Here is a 20,280-nt window from a genome sequence, read left to right as displayed (position 1 = left end):
CCGCGGATCCGGGGCCCCGGTCGCCAGACCCGACCGGAATCCCGGATCCGCCGAGCGGCACTTCGCGCCGCACCGCGTCCGGGAAACCAGAGTAAACGCAGCAATGCCGATTGGTTCTCACTGCACTGGAGGTTCTCATGGCTGATCTCGATCCCAACGATGCGCGCGGGCAGCGTCCCGGCGGCGACCGGCTGGCCTCGGTGATTTCCGGGCCGCGCCGTGGCGCGCGGGAGGTCTGGGTGGAAATCCCGTCGCTCGATGGCGAGAGGGCGGCGTGGTGCTATTCGGACCAGCGGGCGTATCGCCCGGGCGACACCGTCACCCTGTTCCTGTCGGCCACGGTGGCCTCGGTGTCGCTGAGCATTGCACGCGATCCCGGCGATGGCGCGGTGGTGTTCAGCTCCGGCGTCAGGGACGCCCAATTCTATCCGGTGCCGGACAAGGTCTACGCCGTCGGCTGCGGCTGGCCGGCATTTCTGACCTGGACGCTTCCTGACGACCTGGCCTCCGGTGGCTATCTGGTGGAGATCCGCGACGAGACCACCATGCTGCGCGAGGTGATCGGCCACCATCTCTTCATCCACCGCCGGCGCGAGCGCACGCCCGGCGCGCTGGCGCTGGTGGCGTCGACCTCGACCTGGAGCGCCTATAATGACTGGGGCGGCGCCAACCACTATTTCGGCACCAACCCCGAGGCGCCGCGCGGCCGTGCCACGCATCTGTCGGCGCTGCGCCCCTGGGCGCGCGGCCAAATCTGGCTGCCATCCGGCGCGCCGCGCTGTGTCAATGCGATCCGGCCGCGCACGCCCGGTCCCGCCCGCTATGACAGCATCGAATGGGCCTATATCAACGGCTTCACGCGCTATTACGCGCTGGCCGGCTGGGCCTCCTATGAGCGGCCGTTCCTGCAATGGGCCGAGGCCAACGACTATCGCTTCGATGTCTTCACCCAGGACGAGCTGCACGACGACCCCGCGCTGCTCGATGACTATCCCTGCACGGTGTTCATCGGTCACGACGAGTACTGGTCGCGCGAGATGCGCGACGCGGTGGATGCCTATGTCGACCGCGGCGGCCGCGTCGCGCGCTTCGCCGGCAATTTTCTGTGGCAGATCCGGCTGCAGCGGGCGACGCAAACCCAGGTCGCCTACAAATATGATGCGAGGCGGCTCGATCCGGAGGCTGGCACGTCGCGGATGACCAGCGCGTGGGAAGATCCGCGGATCAACCACCCCGGCGCCAGAACCTTCGGCGTCAATGCGCTGCGCGGCATCTATGCCGCGTTCGGCGGCATGGCGCGGCGCGCCGCGCGCGGCTTCAACGTGTTTCGCCCGGAGCACTGGGCCTTTGCCGGCACCGGCCTCGGCTATGCCGACATGTTCGGCGACGAAGCGAGCATTTTCGGGTACGAAATGGACGGGGTCGACTACACGTTTGAGGACGGGCTCCCGGTGCCGACTGGCACCGACGGCGCGCCGCAGGGCCTGCAGATTCTCGCAATGGGCTTTGCGACGCTCGCCGAAAGCAGCCTGCCGGAATTCGAGAACTCGCTGATGCTCGGTGACGGCGACGCGCAGTTTCGCAATTCGCTGCTCGGCGAACCCACCACCGAAAGCCTCGAGCGCCACAAGCGCGGCTCCGGCATGGTGGTGCATTTCACCCGCGGAGCCGGCGAGGTATTCACCGCCGGCACCTGCGAATGGGTCAACGGGCTGATCGAGGGCGACGTCTACACCCAGCGGATCACGAAGAACGTGCTCGACCGGTTTTCGAAATAGCCGCGCGCTCTTCCTTACCTCTCCCCGCCGAGGAGAGGTGAAGGGAAGGCAGCCGTGCGCTGCGATGGCTTGACTTCGCGGCGGGGGCGGCCAATCTCGCAGCACAAAAGATCAAGAACAATCGGGAGAGAATACCATGGCCGACGCCTATATTATCGACGCAGTACGTACGCCCCGCGGCATCGGCAAGGTGGGCAAGGGCGCGCTCGCCGAGCACCATCCGCAGCATCTCGCCGCCACCGTGCTGCGCGCGATCGCCGAGCGCAACCACCTCAACACCGCCGATGTCGATGACGTGATCTGGTCGACCTCGACCCAGCGTGGCAAGCAGGGCGGCGATCTCGGCCGCATGGCGGCGCTCGACGCCGGCTATGACATCAAGGCCTCCGGCACCACGCTCGACCGCTTCTGCGGCGGCGGCATTACCGCGGTGAATTTCGCCGCGGCGCAGATCATGTCTGGCATGGAAGACGTGGTAATCGCCGGCGGCACCGAGATGATGTCGCTGACCGGGGCGATGGCCGCCGAGGACATGGCCGCCGGTAAGCCGCCGCTCGGCATGGGCGCCGGCAACAAGCGGCTGGCGGAAGTGCATCCGCAGTCGCATCAGGGCATCTGTGGCGATGCCATCGCCTCGATGGAAGGTATTTCGCGCGAGGCGCTGGATGCGCTCGGCCTTGAAAGCCAGCGCCGCGCCGCCATCGCCATCGCCGAGGGTCGCTTCGACAAGAGCCTCGTTCCGGTCAAGGACGCCGCCGGCAATGTGGTACTGGCGAAGGACGAGTTCCCGCGCCCCAACACGACAGCGGAAGGTCTCGCCGGCCTCAAGCCGGCCTTCGCCGCGATGGCCGATCATCCGCTCGACGAGCAGGGCACCACCTACCGCAAGCAGATCAACCAGAAATATCCTGACCTCAAGATCGAGCATTTTCACCACGCCGGCAATTCCTCGGGCGTGGTCGATGGCGCCGCGGCGCTGCTGCTGACCTCGAAGGACTATGCCGACAAGCATGGCCTCAAACCTCGCGCGAGAATCGTGGCGATGGCCAATATCGGCGACGATCCGACCCTGATGCTGAACGCGCCGGTACCGGCGGCGCGAAAGGTGCTGGCCAAGGCCGGCCTCACCGTCGACGACATCGACCTCTGGGAGATCAACGAGGCGTTCGCGGTGGTGGCGGAAAAATTCATTCGAGACCTCAAGCTCGACCGTGAAAAAGTCAACGTCAATGGCGGCTCGATCGCGCTCGGCCATCCGATCGGCGCCACCGGCGCGATCCTGATCGGCACCGTGCTCGACGAGCTGGAACGCCGCGGCTTGAAGCGCGGCCTGGTCACCATGTGCGCCGCCGGCGGCATGGCGCCTGCGATCATCATCGAGCGGATGTAAGCGCCTCACACTCAGGTGTCGTCCCCGCCTAGCGAGCTACGGCTCGCGCTGAGCGGGGACCCATACCCTCCGGCGTCGTGATAGCTGAATAGCAGCTACCCCATGCCAAATTTTTGCACGGCGTATGGGTCCCCGCGTTCGCAGGGACGACACGGAGTTTATGCTCGCCGTCGGCGCGTCGCGTTAAATTGCCTTCTGCAGTCCCGCCTGTTTCAAGATCGCGTTGGCCATATGCCGCGACTTGATTTTCGAATCCACCGGAAAGCTCTTTCCGCTGATCTGGCTCTTCCACATCTCGTGGTCGCCTTTGCGGACGAACTCGCAACCGTTATTCCGTAAAATGTCTTTTACGGCGGGGGCGAAGTCGTTCATTCAGGCCACGCGCATCCGTGGCAATGAACTTGAATGGGTGACGAGTTCGAACGGCACATCCTCTCCGGCGCGCGGGTCGCCGTTGTCCAGTAGCACGTCCTGGATCATGTCCGGCAGTTTGCGGTACAGGATTTCGAAGGTGTCAGCTTCAGTCACCAATGGGATCGTATCGCTCTGCGCGACCCAGACTTGGGCTTCTTCGTCGTATTCGACATTGATGATGAGGGACACGGTCGTCTCCCGGCTCGATGGTTCAGCCTCGCGAAGATCATAGCGCGTCTCGATGAAATCTCAATTGGGGTGCGTCTCAGCAGCCGCGTGCCGCGGGGCCTCCTCTCCCTGACCCTCCCCCACCTAGCGAAGCTTCGCTTCGCATTGGGGGAGGGGACATGACGGCCGCGCCGCCTCAGAGAATGGCTACCTTTTCTTCCACCCACCCCGATGTCCCGGTGCGCCACCTGAGCTCCGTGCCACCGGGCCGAATTCCGGTCCCGACTGCCTGGAATCCTTGGGCTGAAAAATCTTGCTCTCCGTCCCCGGGCCCATTTCGTCCAGCGTCGGTTTTCGCGGGCGGCCGACCTTCTTAGCCCGATCGGGCTGCACCTCGTGCCAGGTGGCGATGCCCATTTCGTCGAGGTCGGGCTTGTGCACTTTAGATGACGGCGTGTTGTTGCCGCCGCGCTTGGTCGACAGCTTTGGCATGTTGGCCGATGAGCCGAACTGCTTGGCGCCCTGATAGGCGCCGGCGGCGCCCGCCACCTTGCGCTGCTTGGCGGTGGGGTCGTCGACCACGGCGAGTTCGGTGGCGCGCAGGCGCTTGACCTCGTCGCGCAGCCTTGCGGCCTCCTCGAAGTTCAGGTCGGCGGCGGCCTCGCGCATTCGGGTTTCCAGATCGCCGAGCACGGCTTCAAAATTGTGGCCAATGCTCATGACGTCGTCGGCCATGCCGCCATCGCCGATTTCCACCAGCACATGGTCGCGCTCATAGACCGAGTTCATGATGTCGCCGATGGTCTTCTTGATGCTCTCCGGCGTGATATTGTGCAGGATATTGTATTCGACCTGCTTTTCACGGCGGCGGTCGGTCTCGGCGATGGCGCGCTCCATCGAGCCGGTCATCTTGTCGGCATAGAGGATCACCTTGCCGTCGACATTTCGCGCCGCGCGGCCGATGGTCTGGATCAGCGAGGTCTCGGAGCGCAAAAAGCCTTCCTTGTCGGCGTCGAGCACGGCGACCAAAGCGCATTCGGGAATGTCGAGGCCCTCGCGCAGCAGGTTGATGCCGACCAGCGCGTCGAACGCGCCGAGCCGGAGATCCCGGATGATCTCGATACGCTCGATGGTGTCGATGTCGCTGTGCATGTAGCGGACGCGAATGCCCTGCTCATGCAGATATTCGGTGAGGTCCTCCGCCATGCGCTTTGTGAGCACGGTGATCAGGCTGCGATAGCCGGCCTGCGCGGTGGCGCGGACCTCGCCGACGAGATCGTCGACCTGGGTGCGCGCCGGACGGATGTTGATCGGCGGATCGATCAGGCCGGTCGGGCGGATGACCTGCTCGACGAACACGCCGCCGGACTCGTTCAGCTCCCACGCGCTCGGCGTCGCCGACACCGCGACCGATTGCGGGCGCATCATGTCCCACTCTTCAAACCGCAGCGGCCGGTTGTCCATGCAGGAGGGCAGCCGGAAGCCGTATTCCGCCAGCGTCGCCTTGCGCCGGAAATCGCCTTTGAACATGCCGCCGATCTGCGGCACCGTGACGTGACTCTCGTCGGCGAACACCAGCGCATTGTCGGGGACGTATTCGAACAAGGTCGGCGGCGGCTCGCCAGGCCGGCGGCCTGTGAGGTAGCGGGAATAGTTCTCGATGCCGGCGCAGGAGCCGGTGGCTTCCATCATCTCGATGTCGAAGGTGGTGCGCTGCTCGAGCCGCTGCGCTTCCAGCAGGCGGCCCTGGCTGTGCAATTGTTCGAGCCGCCATTTCAGCTCGGCCTTGATCGACTTGATGGCCTGGATCAGGGTTGGTCGTGGCGTCACGTAATGCGAATTAGCGTAGATCTTGATGAATTCGAGCTCGTCCTGCTTGTGGCCGGTGAGCGGGTCGAATTCCTCGATGGTCTCGACGGTGTCGCCGAACAGATTGACGCGCCAGGCGCGGTCTTCGTAATGCGCCGGGAAGATGTCGATGACGTCGCCGCGCACCCGGAAGGTGCCGCGGGTAAAGTCGTGTTGCGTGCGCTTGTACTGCAGCGCCACCAGATCGGCGATCAATTGCCGCTGGTCGATGCGCTCGCCCTTCTTCAGGGCGAAGGTCATCGCGGTATAGGTCTCGACCGAGCCGATGCCGTAGATGCACGACACCGAGGCGACGATGATGACATCGTCGCGCTCCAGCAGCGCCCGCGTCGCCGAATGGCGCATGCGGTCGATTTGCTCGTTGATCGAGGAATCCTTCTCGATATAGGTGTCGGTCCGCGGCACATAGGCCTCGGGCTGGTAGTAGTCGTAATACGACACGAAATATTCGACGGCGTTGTCGGGGAAGAAGCTCTTGAACTCGCCATAGAGCTGCGCCGCCAGCGTCTTGTTCGGCGCAAGGATGATCGCCGGGCGCTGCGTCGCCTCGATCACCTTGGCCATGGTGTAGGTCTTGCCGGAGCCGGTGACGCCGAGCAGCACCTGGGTGCGGTCCTTGCGCGAGATGCCCTCGACCAGTTCCTTGATCGCGGTGGGCTGGTCGCCCTTCGGCTCGAACGGCGACTTGATGACGAAGGGCACGCCGCCTTCGGACTTGTCGGGCCGTGGCGGGCGATGCGGCACCCAGATCTTGTCGTCCTTGAATTCCGGGCGGCCATTGGTGACCAGCGCTTCCAGCGCGTCGGCGGTGGCCTGCACGCCCAGGGCTTCCATCTTGTTGCGCGGCGGACGCGCCAGCGCGGCATTGTCCTCTTCCTCGGTGGTGAAGCCGAGCTGGCGAGCCAGTTCAGGATCCAGCGCCGGGATCGCGGCCGACGTGCCGTACACCGCCTGCGGTGCTTCCTCGAAAGCCTGCTCGCTGAGCCGGGGCGCATAGGGCGCCACCGACGGCTGCGGAAACGGCTGCAAGGATGTCGGACGCGGGCCGGCGTCGCCTTCAAATTTCTTCGGCGTCGATTTGCGGGCGCGGTGCACGGCGGCCTCGCCACCCGAACGGCGCTCGAACGAATTGCTCGGCGGCGGCTGCAGCCCGGTGCCTGAGCCCATGCCGGCATCGCCGCGGTTGATGGCGGGATTGAGCAGTTCCGCCAACGCCGGGCCGATCGGCTTGACCTCCGGCCGTCCCGCGCCGGGCTTGGCCGCCGGGGTTTTCGCGCGCTTCTTCGGGGTGGTCTTCGGGGTGTCGGGAGATTTCGCCATTCCGGGAATATGGGGGCGGAACCGGGGAATGACTAGACCAGCCAAATGCGCAATTCCAGATTGCAATTGCCGGAAACACTGCCTTTAATCGGGGCGTATTTCGGTCCCGCGTCAATTGCCCGACGGCCTGAACCACAGGTGCCGCCATGCCCGTTTTTGAAAAGAAGCCTGCCGATCGGCCGCGCTTTCCCGGCGAGTTCTATATCGGCATCAATCCCGCCGGTGCCGCCAGCGATCCGACGAAGGCCTATGTCGCCGCGGTCGCCGACGCGATCGAACAATTGGCTCGGGACCAGGTCGCCGACGATTCCGCGAACTATCCCGACAATCTGCTCAAGGACCGCAACGCCGCCCGTGCTGCGGCGACGACCGTCCTCGCGGCGGATACGGACGAGTTCATTGCCGGACGAAATGCGTTGGCTGACACCGCCCGAGTCCGCCAGATTCTGGGAAACTACGCGGCGCAGATCCCGAAGTTTGGCGCGCGACCGGCAGCGAAGCCGCGCTTCGATGGCGATTTCGATGTGGTCAGGGTGCCGGATCACGTGCCGACGAAGGAGGAGCAGCTGTTTCTGGATGCCGTCGCCGCGGCGACGCGTGAGATGGCTGCCGACAAGGCCGCCGAATCCAGCAAGGAATTTTCGCAGACCTCCGTCGCGACTCGCCACGACATCCGATTGGACATTGCCCGGACGCTGATCGCGGCGATCGAAAAGCTGGACGGTTCTGGTCGCGATGCCGCGGCTGCGGCGGAGGACGCCGTGCTGCTGCGCGGCCGCTACCAGGCGCGCCGGGACCGGGTGATCCGGCGCCTGTTTAACGTCAAATTCGAGAAAGGGCCCGGCAAGGCCGTCGCGGCCACGCAGGCCGCTTCGCTTCCCGGTTCCGCTGCCGGCAGGGCGGAAAAACCGGGCAGCGACGACGGGTCTGGCGAAGATGCCGCCTACGCGATCCTGGATATCCGGTTACTGGGCGGCCTGCCGCCGCCCGAGGACAAGGCCTCGCCGGAAAAGATCGATCTGTATGGCAAGATCAACAAGACCAATACGGTCATCCGCGCCGTATGCGAGCGACTGGACGAGCGTACGTCGCAGAAGAGCGGGCTGGCGCTGATGTTCGAAGGGCGCAACGCCAAGCCGGCAGGCCAGGTGCGGAAACTTCAGGCCGAATTCCTGGAGAAGCTTTATGGCGTCGCGGTGATCGGCCTCGAGCGGGACTTTGTTGATGTCGCCCAGGCCACGCTGACCGAAACCCGAAACGAGTTCTTTGCGCTGGAAGCCGGGCGCATTAAAGGCGCGCACAGCAACGGCCTGGCGCTGTTCGCGTTTTTCGGCAGCGTGGTGCTGATGACGGCCTATGCCTGGATCTGGCTGGAGTTTGCCGACAGCAGCGTGCGCTACGAAAGCTGGCTGTACCAGCACCGCAACTTCCTGCTTGCCGCATGTGGCGCGGCAGTCGGGACGTGGGCGTCGTTCACCGTCCGCCAGGTGCAGTACACTTTCGACGATCTGATGATGTTGGAAGATCGCGCCATTGCGCCGTCGATGCGGATCCTGTTCGTGGTAATCTTGGCGCTGGCCACCTGCCTGTTGTTCTGGACCAACGCGATCAATATCGAGATCGGCGATCTCAAGACCAAGGCACAGTTTTTTCGCGAGTCCGGCTCGGTCGCCTTGCTGATCGGTCTGTTCTGCGGCCTCTCGGAGCGCGCGCTGGCCACCGCCATCGCCGGTCGCGCGGCATCTTTCGTCAAGGGCGTCGGCGGCGCGTAGCGCGAACTACATCAGCAGTTTCAGGAGGGCCTTGCCGGCCGGAGAAGTCAGTTCCCGGGCGTCCAGCGTGCCGTCATTGTCGGGATTTGCGGCCTTGAACCGCGCCTCGACCACGGCGAGATATTCGGACTTGTCGAGCGTGCCATCCTTGTCCGGATCAGCGGCGGCGAATTCGGCCTTGCTGAGTCTTCGCCGCAGTTCGCGGGCATCCAGCGTGCCATCATGATCGCGGTCGAGCCGGTCGAACAAAACGGAGGCCGCGGCCTTGGCCTCGGCGAGGTCGACGGTGCCGTCTCTGTCGGGATCGAGTTTTGCGAGCGGAGCGGCGGCCCATGCCGGCGCGGCGGCCAGCGACAAAGCCAGAGACAGCAGAACGGTCCGACGCGGCAACGCCATGGCATCCTCCCTTGCGATCTATCCTTGGTTGCAAGGATGACCCATGGGACGGTGTCGTTCAAGATCTAACTACCGCCGGGGAGGCGTCCTCGACCTCACCCCGTTTACGGGGCGGGGTGGAACACTACAGCGCGCGGGCGGCATTGCCCTTGAACAGGATTGGACCGGTCGGCCGGCCGATCGGCGAGCCGCCTTCGGGCTCCAGCGTGATTTCGAACAGCTGGTCCACGACGGTCTCCGGCAGGTCCTCGAGATCGAGCTGCAGGGTGCGCGACTGGCCGCTGAGGCCGATCGATCTCGGGCCGATGGCGCGGTCCCACAGCGTCCAGACCTGCAGCGTGCGGCCAGCGGGGACGTCGATGGCGCGCAACGGGATCAGCTCGACGCGACCGTTGGAGAAAGTGTTGACGATAGCACCGGCCTCCCTTGTGGCGTCGTTGACCAGTACCGCGACATAGATCGGCTTGCGCTGCGCCAGCGCCACCAGATCGTGGCGCAACTGCCGCGAGGTCGCCAACGCGCCGATCATGATCATCGCGAACAGCAGCGCCGCGAAGGCGCCGCCGATGCCGGCGCCGCGCCAGAACCGGATGTTGTCCCACAAGGTGGCCCCCCGCAGCGCATTGCGGGCGCCGAATAGCGGAATCACGGGCGCGGTCTTCGTATCCGCGGCAATGCGGTCCCACAGCGCGGCGCTGGGCCGCAGCAGCTCGGCGGTAGCGTCGAGATCGGCGAGGCGCTCACGCCAGGCATGAACGGCGCCGGCGAAGCCGTCGTCGCTGGCCATTCGCGCCTCGGCCGCGGCCAGTTCGGTGCCTTCCAGCAAGCCCATGACATAATCGGCGGCGAGATCGTCGCGGGGGTCGTCGTGCGGGTTCATCCCATGCACTCCTGCAGCGAGAGCAGGCTGCGGCGCACCCAGCTCTTCACGGTGCCGAGCGGCACGTTCATCCGTCCGGCCAGCTCGCTATGGCTCATGCCATGCGCATAGGCCAGTACTACCGCGTCGCGTCGCGGCCGCTCGATGCGCTCCAGGCAGCGCCGCAGCGCCGAGGTCTCCGGCATCCGCGTCACCGCCGCCTCGCTGTCGATCTCGAGTGCGCGCTCATCGGAGGCGTCATAGCGATGTTCGTTGCGGTGAATGCTGAGCGCGCGGTTGCGCACCACCGCGAACAGCCAGCCGCGGGCGCTGCCGCGGTTTGGATCGAATCCCGCCGCCCCGCGCCAGATCCGCATGAAGGCGTCGTGCACGGCTTCCTCGGCCAGATCCTGCCGGAACAGGATGCGGCGGGCGATGCCGATCATGCGCGGCGCCTCGCTGGCGTAGATGATCTGCAGGGCCGCGCGGTCGCCCGCCGCGCAGCGCGCCAGCGCGGCCGCCAGCTGCGCCTCGCGCTCGTGGTCGAGCAGAGCCGCGCCCTGCTGCGTGTTGCTGCCATTCCCGGTCATCTCTATGCCCTTGCATGTCCAGCCTACCCGCGCCGTGCGGCATTTGGATGCACCCGACCCGGATTTATTTTCCGCAGATTTATTTTCAGAGCCATGCATCCGTTCGTGGGGGGCGGCCGGTAGCCCCTGTGTTGATCCCGAGAGGATCGAGCAACACAGGGAGCTACTTCATGAAGATCCATTCGCTTTCGCTTTTCGCCGCCTCATTGGCACTGCTGTTGAGCTCTGTCACCGCCAATGCCGCGCAGGTCGCCGCCCTGATCGGCGGCGATACCATCGCCATGCTCGACACCGCGCAGAAGAAGGCCACCGGCGTTGTGAAGGTCAGCGGTCTTTCCGGCGCGCTGGTCGGCATCGACGTGCGCCCCGCCGATGGCCTGCTGTACGGCCTGGTCGATGACGGCACCGTTGTAACCATCGCCGCCGACGGCAAGGCCACCGTGAAGTCGAAGCTCGAGACCATGCTTGCCAAGGGCGTCGCGGCCACCGTCGATTTCAACCCGATCGCCGACCGGCTGCGCGTGATGGGCTCCGATGGCATGAGCCTGCGCGCCAATGTCGATGACGGCAAGGTCACCAAGGATGGCGATCACAAATATGCCGACGCCGACATGCACAAGGGCGAGAAGCCGAATATCGTCGCCGGCGCCTACACCCATTCGGTGAAGGGCACCAAGGAGACCGCTCTGTTCAACATCGACGCCACCATCGGCGGGCTGGTGAAGCAGGCGCCGCCGAATGACGGCATCCTCAGCGCGATCGGCAAGCTTGGCGTCAAGGTCGACACTGTCGCCTTCGACATCTGGTCGGATGGTGCCGGCAAGAACGAAGCCTGGCTGATGTCGGGCGACACGCTGTATTCCGTCGACCTCGCCACCGGCAAGGCCACCGAAGCCGTCAAGATCAGCGGAATCACCGGCGTCGTGAAGGACATCGCCATCCTCGGGATGTAACCGCGGCTGCCGCGGAGCTTCCGCGAGCAGCAATGCCGCGCCCCGTCGGGCGCGGCATTGACGTTTCGAGGTGTCGACAATGCGATCTCGGCAAGGCCTCAATGCATCATGGTGGCGACGCATTCCTCGATCTGCGCCTTGCGGCCGGGAATATCGGGCAGGAACTGAAAGCCGGTATAGCGCTCGACGATTTTCACCGTGGTGCGAAATTTCTTTAGATATTCCAGCGAATCCTTGGCCTCGTTGGAGCGATGGTCGATATTCGGCATCACATAGGCATTGGCCCGCTTCGCCGCCGGATCGTACAGGATCTTGAACAGGCCGACCGGCACCGCCACGCCGGACTCGCATTTCTTTTTCGAAGCGCCGCTGTTCTCGGGGCAGATCGCGGCCTTGGCCGGTGCATCGAAGCTGATCGCGTTCTTGCAGGCATTATTGGTCTTGGTGATCGGCGGAATAGCGCCGCGCGCATTGGCGTAGATCGGGCCGGTGATGACGTAGAGCTCGCCGCGATCCTGCGCCAGCTTGCGCACCAAGGCTTCGAACTGCTTCCAGATGCCGCGATTGAAGCCGATGCCTTCCTGCGGCACGGCATTGCTGAGGACGAAGGTATCGTCCATCCAGGCGCTGTTGGCGCTGAAATCGGCGGAGGCGGCCTGATGGCCGCGATCATAGCCACTCTTGGTATAGTCCTTGTCGACGGCGCGCGCCGCGTCGCAGACCGCTTCCTCGGCGGCAAATTTCTTGCCTTCCGGGCGGGTGTTGGTGCCGCTGACCTGACGGCGGTTGAGCGGCTCGATCACCCAGTCCGGGGTCTTGTTCTCATTGTTGTGCAGCAGCACGTAGCGCTGGTGGCAGACGAAGGCGGCGTCGATCTCGGTGCCGGCCTGTGGCAGACCGATCTTCTCCCACAGCGCGCGACAGTTTTCCGGATCATTGACTGTCTCCGCCGGCGCATCGGGCGCCGCGGCCTCGCCGTCGGCGCAGACCAGCGCCCACGCGGGATACGGCAGGGCGGCCATCACCGCGAAAGCAAGGCAGACAGCGCGCGCGACGTTCGGCATGCCACTCTCCATCTGTGCGCTTCTACACGGTGGGCGGTGTGGAGGTCGGTGGTGGCCGGCGCTGTCGTGGCGCGGCGGTCGCGGCGGCAGGAGCGGGAACGGACGCCGCGGCCGGCGCGAAATTGCCGCTGGCGGCGGCTACCGCCGCGACCTTGCCGTTCTCCTCCACTTGCTGTTTGCGTTCGGAGGAACCGACCGTCTTCGCCACCACATAGGTGCCGCCGCTGATTCCGAGCAACGCCAGCACATTGCCGGGAATGTCGATCAGCGTGCCAGCCTCGATACATAGCAGCAGATAGAGCCCGGCGATCACGAAGGTGAAGATCAGGAACTGGAAACGCGACAGGCTCGCTTTGCTGTCGCCCGGCAGATCATGGGGCCCGGGCGGTTCGGACAGCAGCCCCTTCAACGCCAGCGGATCCTGAAAAATCTTCCACAGCACCAGCGCCGCGAAGCCGAGCAGGATGACCGAGATCACGACAAAGCCCCACCACGAGATTGTCTGAGCCGTCATGTCGTCTTCCTTTCCTGGTGGCGTGCCTTCCTGTCGGTTCGGGAGATTCGGCCTTCGCCGCGGGCGATCTTGCCCGCCAGATAAAGTCCGTTGCTGCCGGTCAGCAGCGTCACCAGCGTCTCCGACAGATCGGGCATCGAGGGCCGTCCCGCGATTGTTACCGCGCCGCTGTTGAGCGCATCGATGGCGTAATAGGCGAGAATGGCGGGAATTAGCGCCATCGCCACGACGCGTTCCGGATTGATGTCGCCATGACCGGACTGGCTGGCCAGCATGCCGCTGCGATCGATCTCGCCGGTGAGAATGCGCGCCATCGCCAGCAAAGCCAGCGCGCCGAACCAGGCCAGCAGACTAAACGTCAGCGCATTGCCGATGGTCATCCGCCTTCCCCCTGGAGAGATTCGATCATAGCCAACTACATCTGAAATTCAACTTCAGGTTTTAGATGCGGAGGATGTTTATTCGCGAGGGAGACTTCATGGCTTTCCGCGCATTGACTTCACGCCGTCGATCTGGCGAACTCGATGCAATCGCATCCAACTATCTAGAATGACTTCCAGCGCGTCGGAAACGGATCTGCACGATGATCGACCTGTATTACTGGAGCACGCCGAACGGCCACAAGATCACGATCTTCCTGGAAGAGTCCGGGTTGCCCTACAGGGTGATGCCGATCAACATTGGCAAGGGCGACCAGTTTTCGGAATTTTTTCTCGCGATCGCGCCGAACAACCGGATCCCGGCGATGGTGGATCACGAGCCGAAAGGCGGTAACCGGCCGATTCCGATTTTCGAATCCGGCGCCATGCTGCTCTATCTCGCCGAGAAGACCGGAAAATTCCTGCCCGCCGACGTCTATGGCCGCTACGACGCGATCCAGTGGGTGTTTTGGCAGATGGGCGGGCTTGGCCCGATGGCCGGGCAAAATCATCACTTCAGCAATTACGCGCCGGAAAAGATTCCCTACGCGATCGACCGCTATGTCAACGAGACCAACCGGCTGTACGGCGTGCTCAACAAGCGCCTCGCTGATCGTGAATTCATCGCCGGCGACTATTCGATTGCCGACATGGCGAGCTATCCCTGGATCGTGCCGTACAAGAACCAGAGCCAGGATATCAACGACTTTCCGCATCTCAAGCGCTGGCTCGAAACCATCGCGGCGCGGCCCGCGGTGGCGCGCGCCTATACCCGGGCGAAAGAGATCAATCCGAAATTTGGCCAGCCCGCGATCCGCACCGATGCCGAGCGCAAGGTGCTGTTCGGCCAGACCGCGACTGTGGTGAAGGGCTGACCATGGCGCTGCAACTGTTCGAACTGGTCGGCACCGACGACGATCGCCCGTTCAGCCCGTTCTGCTGGCGCACCCGGATGGCGCTGGCGCATAAGGGTCTCGACATCACCTCGGTGCCGTGGCGCTTCACCGAGCGCGAGGCGATCGCGCGGCACCGATCCGACAAGGTGCCGGTGTTGATCGATGGCGAGCATGCGGTGTCGGATTCCTGGGCGATCGCCAATTATCTGGAGGATACCTATCCCGACCGACCGTCGCTGTTCGGCGGCGAGGGTGGCCGCGCGATGGGGCGGATGCTGAACTGGTGGGGCGACACGGTGTTGGTCGGCGGCATCTTCCCGATGATCGTCGCCGATATCCACGCCCATCTGCAGCCCGCGGACCAGGCCTATTTCCGCAAGACGCGCGAGGCCCGTTTGGGCAGGACGCTAGAAGAAGTCTCGGCCGGCCGCGACAGCGCGGTCGCGGGGTTCCGCAAATCACTCGATCCGATGCGGCTGACGCTGAAGACACAGCCTTTTCTCGGCGGCGCAGCGCCGAACTACGCCGATTACATCATGTTCGGCGGCTTCCAGTGGGCGCGAGCGATCAGCCCGTTCCAGCTGCTCACCCCCAACGATGCCATTTACGCCTGGCGCGAAAAGCTGCTCGACGCCTTTGGCGGCCTGGCGCGGCGTTCGCAAGGCTACGCGGTCTGAACTGCCTGGCGTCGCTCGAGCCACGCCGCCAGCCCCTGCTGCAACTCTATCGTCGGCATCACCGCGGCGAACTGTGCGCGCTCCACCTCCAGCCCCTCGGCGATGCCCGTATCGAGCCCGCGGTTGGTTGCGGTGATCGTGGCGGCGAATGCCGGATGGTGCGACCGGCCCCCATGACGAGCCTGACCACATCGGCCTAAGCCTCTCGACCAGCCCTTCGTGGTTGCACGGCCGGCCCAGCGATTTCACGAAACCCAACCCGCTATCCATCAACCGCCAACAGCTAGAATTCATGTTGACCCACGAACGCCTTGACTTCTCTGCAAAATTTAATTAAGCGCTAACTTAATTAAAGGGTGGCCTATGAATTCCGAACTGGGGAGGCCGAGAGACGTACGCGACACCGATCAAAGGTGCGTCGCAGCTGCGCAATTGTTGTTTGCCAGCAACGGCTTCGACGGCGCCAGCCTGCGGGACATCGCCAACGCGGTGGGCATCAGCAGCGCCGCGCTGGTGCACCACTTTGGAACCAAAGAGCGGCTATACAGCGCAGTACTTGAGAGCCTCGCGAAAAGCCTCGGTAGTTATCTCAACGATGCGCGCGAGCCGCCATCAGTTGCAGCGGCGATGCGCCTGTTCGACAGGTTCCTCGATTGGAGTTTCGAGAACCAGCATTACTCGCAGTTGCTGATGCGTGAACTCATGGAGAACAAAAGCCGCGTTTCGCGTGCGCGGCGTCTTCATATGCTGGAAATGATAGGTACCTTCGTCGATCTCTTGAAGCAGGGCGTTCGCGCCGGCGTCTTCAAACCGATCGACGCGGAACTTTTCGTGTTTTTCACGTTGGGTGCGATCACCCATTTCAGCGCGGCTGCGCCCACCATCGATCGTATGCTCAGCGATGATCTTGGCGACGCGATCACGCGGTTTAAAGCCGTGCTCAAGCTCAACGTGACCTCGGCGCTTTCCGTCGTTACGCCCGCGCCGTCTGACGCCGACGGGAACGATCTTCGGGAAGCCAGGTGAACGGGGATATGCGGGTGTCTAACCAGAGTGAGGTGGAAGCCAGCAGCGTCGTTGCTCGCGAAAAATGCGTACTTCGTTACGCCCTGGATCGGCACGCCACAGAGCGGCGTGATGATGTATTTGCCGTGTTTCAGGACGGTACGGCGTGGACATTTGCGAGCTTGCGCCGCCTGGTGCGAGGTCTGGCAGATGGACTCCAGCGCGCAGGTGCGCGGCGGGGCGATCGCATCATTGTAATGATGCCCAACGGGCCGACGGGTTTGCTGGCGCTGTTCGCTGCAAATTACCTCGGTGCAGTCTTCGTTCCGATCAATCCGGCGTTAAAGGGCTCGTTGTTGCGGCATATCCTATCCGACGCAGGGGCGAAGATTGCAGTCGTCGATAGCTCATGTCTTGAGCATGTTGTTCAACATGCGCCGGTTTCGTTGACGTCGGTGTTCTCCGACAACGTGCTCGATTTCACATCGTGCAATGATGATCTCCGCATCCAGCCCCTCAGCGAACTTCGCGGCGACCCAGATGGGCTATTGGAAGACGATCAACTCGTGGAGCCGTGGCATACACAGAGCATTATCTATACATCCGGCACGACAGGCCGATCCAAAGGCGTGCTTTCGTCCTATATGCACAGCTATTCAGCCGTGGGACCGGAAGCCTGGCACTGCGTAACGACCCGGGATCGGCATCTTCTGCACATGCCGATATTTCATATAGGCGGCGCATTCGTTGCCACGACCTACCTTGCTGTTGGAGCTTCCATCGCGGTTGTGCCGTCGTTCAAGACGAGCACGTTTTGGCAAACCGTGCGGGACATGAATGTCACGGTGGTTTTTCTTCTCGGTGCAATGGCAACCTTTTTGCTGAAAGCACCGCGGCGTCCCGACGATCGAAAGCATTCGCTGCGTCTGGCCTTTATCGTGCCGCTCGGCAATAGCGGCGACGAATTCTTCTCAAGGTTTGGCGTCGATGTATATACTCTGTTCAATATGACTGAGATCAGCACGCCCCTGGTATCCGATGCCAATCCGGCAAAGCCAAATACGTGTGGCCGGCCGCGCGCCGGCGTGGATGTCCGGATCGTTGATGAACACGACTGTCAGGTGCCGACCGGAAGCGTCGGACAACTGATCGTGCGAACAGGCCGCCCATGGGCCATGAACCATGGTTACAACAACAATGCCACGGCAACCGCGGAAGCCTGGCGCAACGGCTGGTTTCACACCGGAGACGCGTTCTGCCGCGACCTCGACGGCGATTTTTTCTTTGTCGATCGACTGAAAGACACGATCCGCCGCCGTGGCGAGAATATCTCATCTTTCGAAGTAGAGATCGAACTGCTCAACCACGAAGGGGTGCGCGAGGCAGCGGCGGTGCCCGTTCCAAGCGAATACACAGAGGATGAAGTTCTGGTGGTGGTCTCACCCGTAGCAGGCCATTCGCTGGATCCCGCCGAGATCATCGCATTTATGCGTGAGCGTGTTGCCGCACATATGGTTCCTCGCTTCGTGCGAATCCTCGGCGAACTACCTAGAACGCCGACGGAGAAGATCCAGAAACACGTTCTGCGTGAGCAGGGCGTCACGCCTGATACGTGGGACCGTGAGGCCGCTGGCTATGTATCGGATCAATCGAAAGATGGTGGCAAGCTGTGAAAACGAAAATCAGGGTCTACACCGACTACAAGAGCCCGTATGCTTACGTCGCAAACAAGCCTCTATTCGATCTGGAAAAAACGCACCATGTCGAACTCGAATGGCTTCCTTATACACTGCGTATCGCCGACTATCTCGGCTCGGTCGACGATCGCTCGCCGCACTACTGGCGCAAGGTCCGCTACGCTTACATGGACGCCCGCCGCTATGCTAATGAGCAGGGCCTTGTCATGAAAGGCCCGAAGCGGATCTATGAAGCGACCTACTCGAGCGCTGGAATGCTGTTTGCGCAGCGAAATGGGTTTTTTCGGGCCTATCACGACCTGGTTTTTGATCTGTTTTGGACGCATCGACTGGATCTCGATGTCCTTGAACAGATGGTGGCGGTGATTGAAAGCCTGGGTGGCTCCGCGGTGGAATTCCAAGCCTACGTTGCCGGCCCGGCGCGGGCGGAAGTCGAAGCGATCAATGAAGAAGCCGAACGGCTTGGTGTCTTTGGCGTGCCGAGCATGCTTTTCGATGGCGAGTTGTTCTGGGGCGGCGATCGAATTGACATGCTGATCAAGCGCATTGAGCAGAAGGCGCAGGGTATCGCCCCTCCGACTTTGGCAATACCCCGATAACCAGCGGTACAGACACTGTTTCCGGCGGCGCGACGATGGAGAAGCTGGAGAAATTCGGCAGCATGACGCCGCTCGGCCGGGCCAGGCAGTCGGAGGAACTCGGCTCGATCTACGTTCAACGCGCCGCCAATGACGCCAGCGACGCCACCGGCCAGCTGTCCGGCGCCGCCGGTGGATCGGGCCAGCCATAGTCCGCCAACAAGCGGCGACCGCAATGGAACCGGTGGGTGCAAGGCTACGTTGCCCTCCCGGAAGGGGACATTGTTAATGACTTGTGCATAAATGGTAGTGAAACACCAAACTCTCACTTACCCAAGGTTGCCATGTCCGCTGTTTCAGTGGCTTCAGACGATAATGCCAAGATGTTCGATCTTGCGCCGGTTTCGCTGTGGATCGAGGATTACAGCGATGTGAAAGCGCTGTTCGAGCGCTGGCAGGCGCAAGGCGTCGACGACATCGAGACCTTTCTTCTCGCCAATCCCGACCGCGTTCGCGAGTGTTCGCAAAATATCCGCATTCTGAAGGTCAATCAGAAGACGCTGTCGCTGTTCGGCGCCCGCGACCTCGATCACCTGACCCTCAGCCTCGGTCTGGTGATGCGCAACGACACCTTCAAGAGCCATGTCCATGAGCTGGCGCAGCTGTGGAGCGGCCAGACCCATTTTTCCAGCCATACCGTCAACTACACGCTGACCGGCGAGCGGCTCGACATCCAGCTGCATGGCACCGTGCTCCCCGGCCACGAGGAGCGCTGGGATCGCGTCATGATCGCGATCGAGGACGTGACCGAACGCGAGGGCGCGCGCCAGCGCCTGGCGTCCAGCGAGAACTACGCGTTCGGGCTGTTCGCGCACTCGCCGGTGTCGCTGTGGGTCGAGGATTTCAGCGGCGTCAAACGCCTGCTCGACGATGTGCGCCAACGCGGCATTGAGGATTTTCGTGTCTTCACCAATGTGCATGAGGAATTCGTCGAACGCTGCATGAACGAGATCCGCGTGCTGGACGTCAACGGCCGCACGCTCGAACTATTCGCCGCGCCCGACAAGGAGACCTTGCTGCGTAACCTGCCGCAGGTGTTCCGCGACGAGATGGGTCCGCATTTCCGCGAGCAGCTGATCGATTTGTGGGATGGCCGGCTGTTCCAGCAGCGCGAAGTGGTGAATTATGCGCTGGACGGTACCAAGCTGCATCTGCTGCTGCAGTTTTCGGTGCTGCCCAATCACGAACGCGACTGGTCGCTGGTGCAGGTGGCGCTGACCGACATCACCGCGCGAAAAAAGGCGGAGGCCTATCTCGAATATCTCGGCACCCATGACGTGCTGACCCGGACCCTCAATCGCACGTTCTTCGTCGACGAGTTGAACCGGCTCGAACGCAAGGGTACGCAGCCGGTCACCATCATCATCGCCGACCTCAACGGCTTGAAGGCGGCGAATGACGACCTCGGCCATGCGGTCGGCGATGCGCTGCTGCGCCGCGCCGGCGAAGTGTTCGGTTCGCTGGTGGAAAAGCCGGCCTCGGTGGCGCGGATCGGCGGCGACGAATTCGCGGTGCTGCTGCCTGGCACCGACGCGGCCGGTGGCGAGGCCGTGCTCGCCGCGCTCGCCGAACTGATCGTGGTCAACAACCAGTATTATCCCGAACTCGAGCTCAGCCTGTCCACCGGCATCGCCACCAGCCGGCCCGGCGACCGGCTCGAGCAGGTGGTGAAGCGCGCGGACATGAAGATGCTGCACGCCAAGCGAACTTATTACCTGCAGAACAATCTCGACCGCCGCGAAGCCGGCGCGGCGTAACGGCACCCGTAGAGTCGGATTTGGCTAAGTGTGATCGTGTCCCCCCGTCATTGCGAGGTCCGGGAAAGCCAATTGGCTTTGCCGGTCCTCGCAATGACGGGGGG

19 protein-coding genes and 1 pseudogene are annotated in these 20,280 nt (G+C 63.2%); 11 read left to right on the top strand and 9 right to left on the bottom strand.

Annotated features, from left to right (window positions below):
- Positions 1 to 137 precede the first annotated feature (137 nt).
- Together Q0S16_RS25140 and Q0S16_RS25135 are read left to right on the top strand one after the other, a co-directional pair.
- Positions 138 to 1,778 (top strand): N,N-dimethylformamidase beta subunit family domain-containing protein, encoded by a 1,641-nt coding sequence (locus tag Q0S16_RS25140; protein ID WP_295854877.1) that lies wholly within the window; start codon positions 138 to 140, stop codon positions 1,776 to 1,778.
- 136 nt (positions 1,779 to 1,914) lie between these two features.
- A complete protein-coding gene (locus Q0S16_RS25135; RefSeq protein ID WP_295854874.1) occupies positions 1,915 to 3,168 on the top strand; it encodes an acetyl-CoA C-acetyltransferase in 1,254 nt (417 codons plus the stop codon).
- Between the two features lie 183 nt (positions 3,169 to 3,351).
- Here Q0S16_RS25135 and Q0S16_RS25130 read toward each other — a convergent pair whose 3' ends face one another.
- From Q0S16_RS25130 to uvrB, 3 genes are all read right to left on the bottom strand, one after another.
- Complete coding sequence (locus Q0S16_RS25130; protein ID WP_295854873.1) at positions 3,352 to 3,540, bottom strand: type II toxin-antitoxin system HicA family toxin; 189 nt, start codon at positions 3,538 to 3,540, stop codon at positions 3,352 to 3,354.
- Positions 3,541 to 3,771 carry a DUF1902 domain-containing protein gene (locus tag Q0S16_RS25125; protein ID WP_295854870.1) on the bottom strand — a complete coding sequence of 77 codons (231 nt, stop codon included), beginning with the start codon at positions 3,769 to 3,771 and terminating at the stop codon, positions 3,541 to 3,543.
- Positions 3,772 to 3,957: 186 nt separating this feature from the next.
- The gene (gene uvrB / locus Q0S16_RS25120; RefSeq protein ID WP_295854867.1) at positions 3,958 to 6,939 is read right to left on the bottom strand and encodes an excinuclease ABC subunit UvrB; all 2,982 of its coding nucleotides are present in this window, start codon (positions 6,937 to 6,939) and stop codon (positions 3,958 to 3,960) included.
- A 146-nt stretch (positions 6,940 to 7,085) separates the two neighbouring features.
- On the opposite strand from uvrB, the gene Q0S16_RS25115 reads away from it, so the two are divergent.
- Positions 7,086 to 8,711, top strand: coding sequence for a hypothetical protein (locus tag Q0S16_RS25115; protein ID WP_295854864.1), 1,626 nt, complete (start codon positions 7,086 to 7,088; stop codon positions 8,709 to 8,711).
- A 6-nt stretch (positions 8,712 to 8,717) separates the two neighbouring features.
- On the opposite strand, the gene Q0S16_RS25110 is transcribed toward Q0S16_RS25115, so the two are convergent.
- The 3 genes from Q0S16_RS25110 to Q0S16_RS25100 all read right to left on the bottom strand — a co-directional run bounded on the left by Q0S16_RS25110 (position 8,718) and on the right by Q0S16_RS25100 (position 10,556).
- Positions 8,718 to 9,107, bottom strand: a complete 390-nt coding sequence (locus Q0S16_RS25110) for an EF-hand domain-containing protein (RefSeq protein WP_295854862.1) — start codon at positions 9,105 to 9,107, stop codon at positions 8,718 to 8,720.
- Positions 9,108 to 9,231: 124 nt separating this feature from the next.
- Positions 9,232 to 9,987, bottom strand: coding sequence for an anti-sigma factor (locus tag Q0S16_RS25105; protein ID WP_295854859.1), 756 nt, complete (start codon positions 9,985 to 9,987; stop codon positions 9,232 to 9,234).
- The gene (locus Q0S16_RS25100) at positions 9,984 to 10,556 is read right to left on the bottom strand and encodes a sigma-70 family RNA polymerase sigma factor (RefSeq protein WP_295854856.1); all 573 of its coding nucleotides are present in this window, start codon (positions 10,554 to 10,556) and stop codon (positions 9,984 to 9,986) included. The genes Q0S16_RS25105 and Q0S16_RS25100 overlap by 4 nt, the downstream gene beginning before the upstream one ends.
- Before the next feature lie 170 nt (positions 10,557 to 10,726).
- Here Q0S16_RS25100 and Q0S16_RS25095 point away from each other — a divergent pair, with 170 nt between their 5' ends.
- Positions 10,727 to 11,509 carry a DUF4394 domain-containing protein gene (locus Q0S16_RS25095; RefSeq protein WP_295854853.1) on the top strand — a complete coding sequence of 261 codons (783 nt, stop codon included), beginning with the start codon at positions 10,727 to 10,729 and terminating at the stop codon, positions 11,507 to 11,509.
- A 98-nt stretch (positions 11,510 to 11,607) separates the two neighbouring features.
- Here Q0S16_RS25095 and Q0S16_RS25090 read toward each other — a convergent pair whose 3' ends face one another.
- The 3 genes from Q0S16_RS25090 to Q0S16_RS25080 are packed head-to-tail and all read right to left on the bottom strand — an operon-like array spanning position 11,608 to position 13,467.
- Complete coding sequence (locus Q0S16_RS25090) at positions 11,608 to 12,573, bottom strand: DNA/RNA non-specific endonuclease (RefSeq protein ID WP_295854849.1); 966 nt, start codon at positions 12,571 to 12,573, stop codon at positions 11,608 to 11,610.
- Positions 12,574 to 12,595: 22 nt separating this feature from the next.
- A complete protein-coding gene (locus tag Q0S16_RS25085; RefSeq protein WP_295854844.1) occupies positions 12,596 to 13,087 on the bottom strand; it encodes a hypothetical protein in 492 nt (163 codons plus the stop codon).
- Positions 13,084 to 13,467 (bottom strand): hypothetical protein, encoded by a 384-nt coding sequence (locus tag Q0S16_RS25080; protein ID WP_295854842.1) that lies wholly within the window; start codon positions 13,465 to 13,467, stop codon positions 13,084 to 13,086. The genes Q0S16_RS25085 and Q0S16_RS25080 overlap by 4 nt, the downstream gene beginning before the upstream one ends.
- Before the next feature lie 203 nt (positions 13,468 to 13,670).
- Between Q0S16_RS25080 and Q0S16_RS25075 the strand changes: the two genes are divergently transcribed.
- From Q0S16_RS25075 to Q0S16_RS25045, 7 genes and pseudogenes are all read left to right on the top strand, one after another.
- Positions 13,671 to 14,381: a glutathione binding-like protein gene (locus Q0S16_RS25075; RefSeq protein ID WP_295854839.1), complete on the top strand. Its 711-nt coding sequence runs from the start codon at positions 13,671 to 13,673 to the stop codon at positions 14,379 to 14,381.
- Between the two features lie 2 nt (positions 14,382 to 14,383).
- Positions 14,384 to 15,079 (top strand): glutathione S-transferase family protein, encoded by a 696-nt coding sequence (locus Q0S16_RS25070; protein WP_295854834.1) that lies wholly within the window; start codon positions 14,384 to 14,386, stop codon positions 15,077 to 15,079.
- A gap of 363 nt (positions 15,080 to 15,442) precedes the next feature.
- Positions 15,443 to 16,105 (top strand): TetR/AcrR family transcriptional regulator, encoded by a 663-nt coding sequence (locus tag Q0S16_RS25065; RefSeq protein WP_295854831.1) that lies wholly within the window; start codon positions 15,443 to 15,445, stop codon positions 16,103 to 16,105.
- Positions 16,106 to 16,119: 14 nt separating this feature from the next.
- Positions 16,120 to 17,757: an AMP-binding protein gene (locus Q0S16_RS25060; RefSeq protein WP_295854828.1), complete on the top strand. Its 1,638-nt coding sequence runs from the start codon at positions 16,120 to 16,122 to the stop codon at positions 17,755 to 17,757.
- Complete coding sequence (locus Q0S16_RS25055; protein ID WP_295854825.1) at positions 17,754 to 18,380, top strand: DsbA family protein; 627 nt, start codon at positions 17,754 to 17,756, stop codon at positions 18,378 to 18,380. The genes Q0S16_RS25060 and Q0S16_RS25055 overlap by 4 nt, the downstream gene beginning before the upstream one ends.
- A gap of 17 nt (positions 18,381 to 18,397) precedes the next feature.
- Positions 18,398 to 18,571: pseudogene (locus Q0S16_RS25050) on the top strand (NAD(P)-dependent oxidoreductase); the annotation flags it as partial.
- Between the two features lie 132 nt (positions 18,572 to 18,703).
- Positions 18,704 to 20,176 carry a sensor domain-containing diguanylate cyclase gene (locus Q0S16_RS25045; RefSeq protein ID WP_295854817.1) on the top strand — a complete coding sequence of 491 codons (1,473 nt, stop codon included), beginning with the start codon at positions 18,704 to 18,706 and terminating at the stop codon, positions 20,174 to 20,176.
- Positions 20,177 to 20,280 lie beyond the last annotated feature (104 nt).

This window comes from Tardiphaga sp. (assembly GCF_025356345.1).
Taxonomy (GTDB): domain Bacteria; phylum Pseudomonadota; class Alphaproteobacteria; order Rhizobiales; family Xanthobacteraceae; genus Tardiphaga.
Note: the sequence above shows the minus strand (reverse complement) of the source record. Positions and strands in the feature narration are given on the sequence as shown.

Coding starts and splice junctions, on each gene's coding strand:
- Q0S16_RS25140 (WP_295854877.1), top strand. CDS start 138: ATGGCTGATCTCGATCCCAACGATGCGCGCGGGCAGCGTCCCGGCGGC.
- Q0S16_RS25135 (WP_295854874.1), top strand. CDS start 1,915: ATGGCCGACGCCTATATTATCGACGCAGTACGTACGCCCCGCGGCATC.
- Q0S16_RS25130 (WP_295854873.1), bottom strand. CDS start 3,540: ATGAACGACTTCGCCCCCGCCGTAAAAGACATTTTACGGAATAACGGT.
- uvrB (WP_295854867.1), bottom strand. CDS start 6,939: ATGGCGAAATCTCCCGACACCCCGAAGACCACCCCGAAGAAGCGCGCG.
- Q0S16_RS25115 (WP_295854864.1), top strand. CDS start 7,086: ATGCCCGTTTTTGAAAAGAAGCCTGCCGATCGGCCGCGCTTTCCCGGC.
- Q0S16_RS25110 (WP_295854862.1), bottom strand. CDS start 9,107: ATGGCGTTGCCGCGTCGGACCGTTCTGCTGTCTCTGGCTTTGTCGCTG.
- Q0S16_RS25105 (WP_295854859.1), bottom strand. CDS start 9,987: ATGAACCCGCACGACGACCCCCGCGACGATCTCGCCGCCGATTATGTC.
- Q0S16_RS25100 (WP_295854856.1), bottom strand. CDS start 10,556: ATGACCGGGAATGGCAGCAACACGCAGCAGGGCGCGGCTCTGCTCGAC.
- Q0S16_RS25095 (WP_295854853.1), top strand. CDS start 10,727: ATGAAGATCCATTCGCTTTCGCTTTTCGCCGCCTCATTGGCACTGCTG.
- Q0S16_RS25090 (WP_295854849.1), bottom strand. CDS start 12,573: ATGCCGAACGTCGCGCGCGCTGTCTGCCTTGCTTTCGCGGTGATGGCC.
- Q0S16_RS25085 (WP_295854844.1), bottom strand. CDS start 13,087: ATGACGGCTCAGACAATCTCGTGGTGGGGCTTTGTCGTGATCTCGGTC.
- Q0S16_RS25080 (WP_295854842.1), bottom strand. CDS start 13,467: ATGACCATCGGCAATGCGCTGACGTTTAGTCTGCTGGCCTGGTTCGGC.
- Q0S16_RS25075 (WP_295854839.1), top strand. CDS start 13,671: ATGATCGACCTGTATTACTGGAGCACGCCGAACGGCCACAAGATCACG.
- Q0S16_RS25070 (WP_295854834.1), top strand. CDS start 14,384: ATGGCGCTGCAACTGTTCGAACTGGTCGGCACCGACGACGATCGCCCG.
- Q0S16_RS25065 (WP_295854831.1), top strand. CDS start 15,443: ATGAATTCCGAACTGGGGAGGCCGAGAGACGTACGCGACACCGATCAA.
- Q0S16_RS25045 (WP_295854817.1), top strand. CDS start 18,704: ATGTCCGCTGTTTCAGTGGCTTCAGACGATAATGCCAAGATGTTCGAT.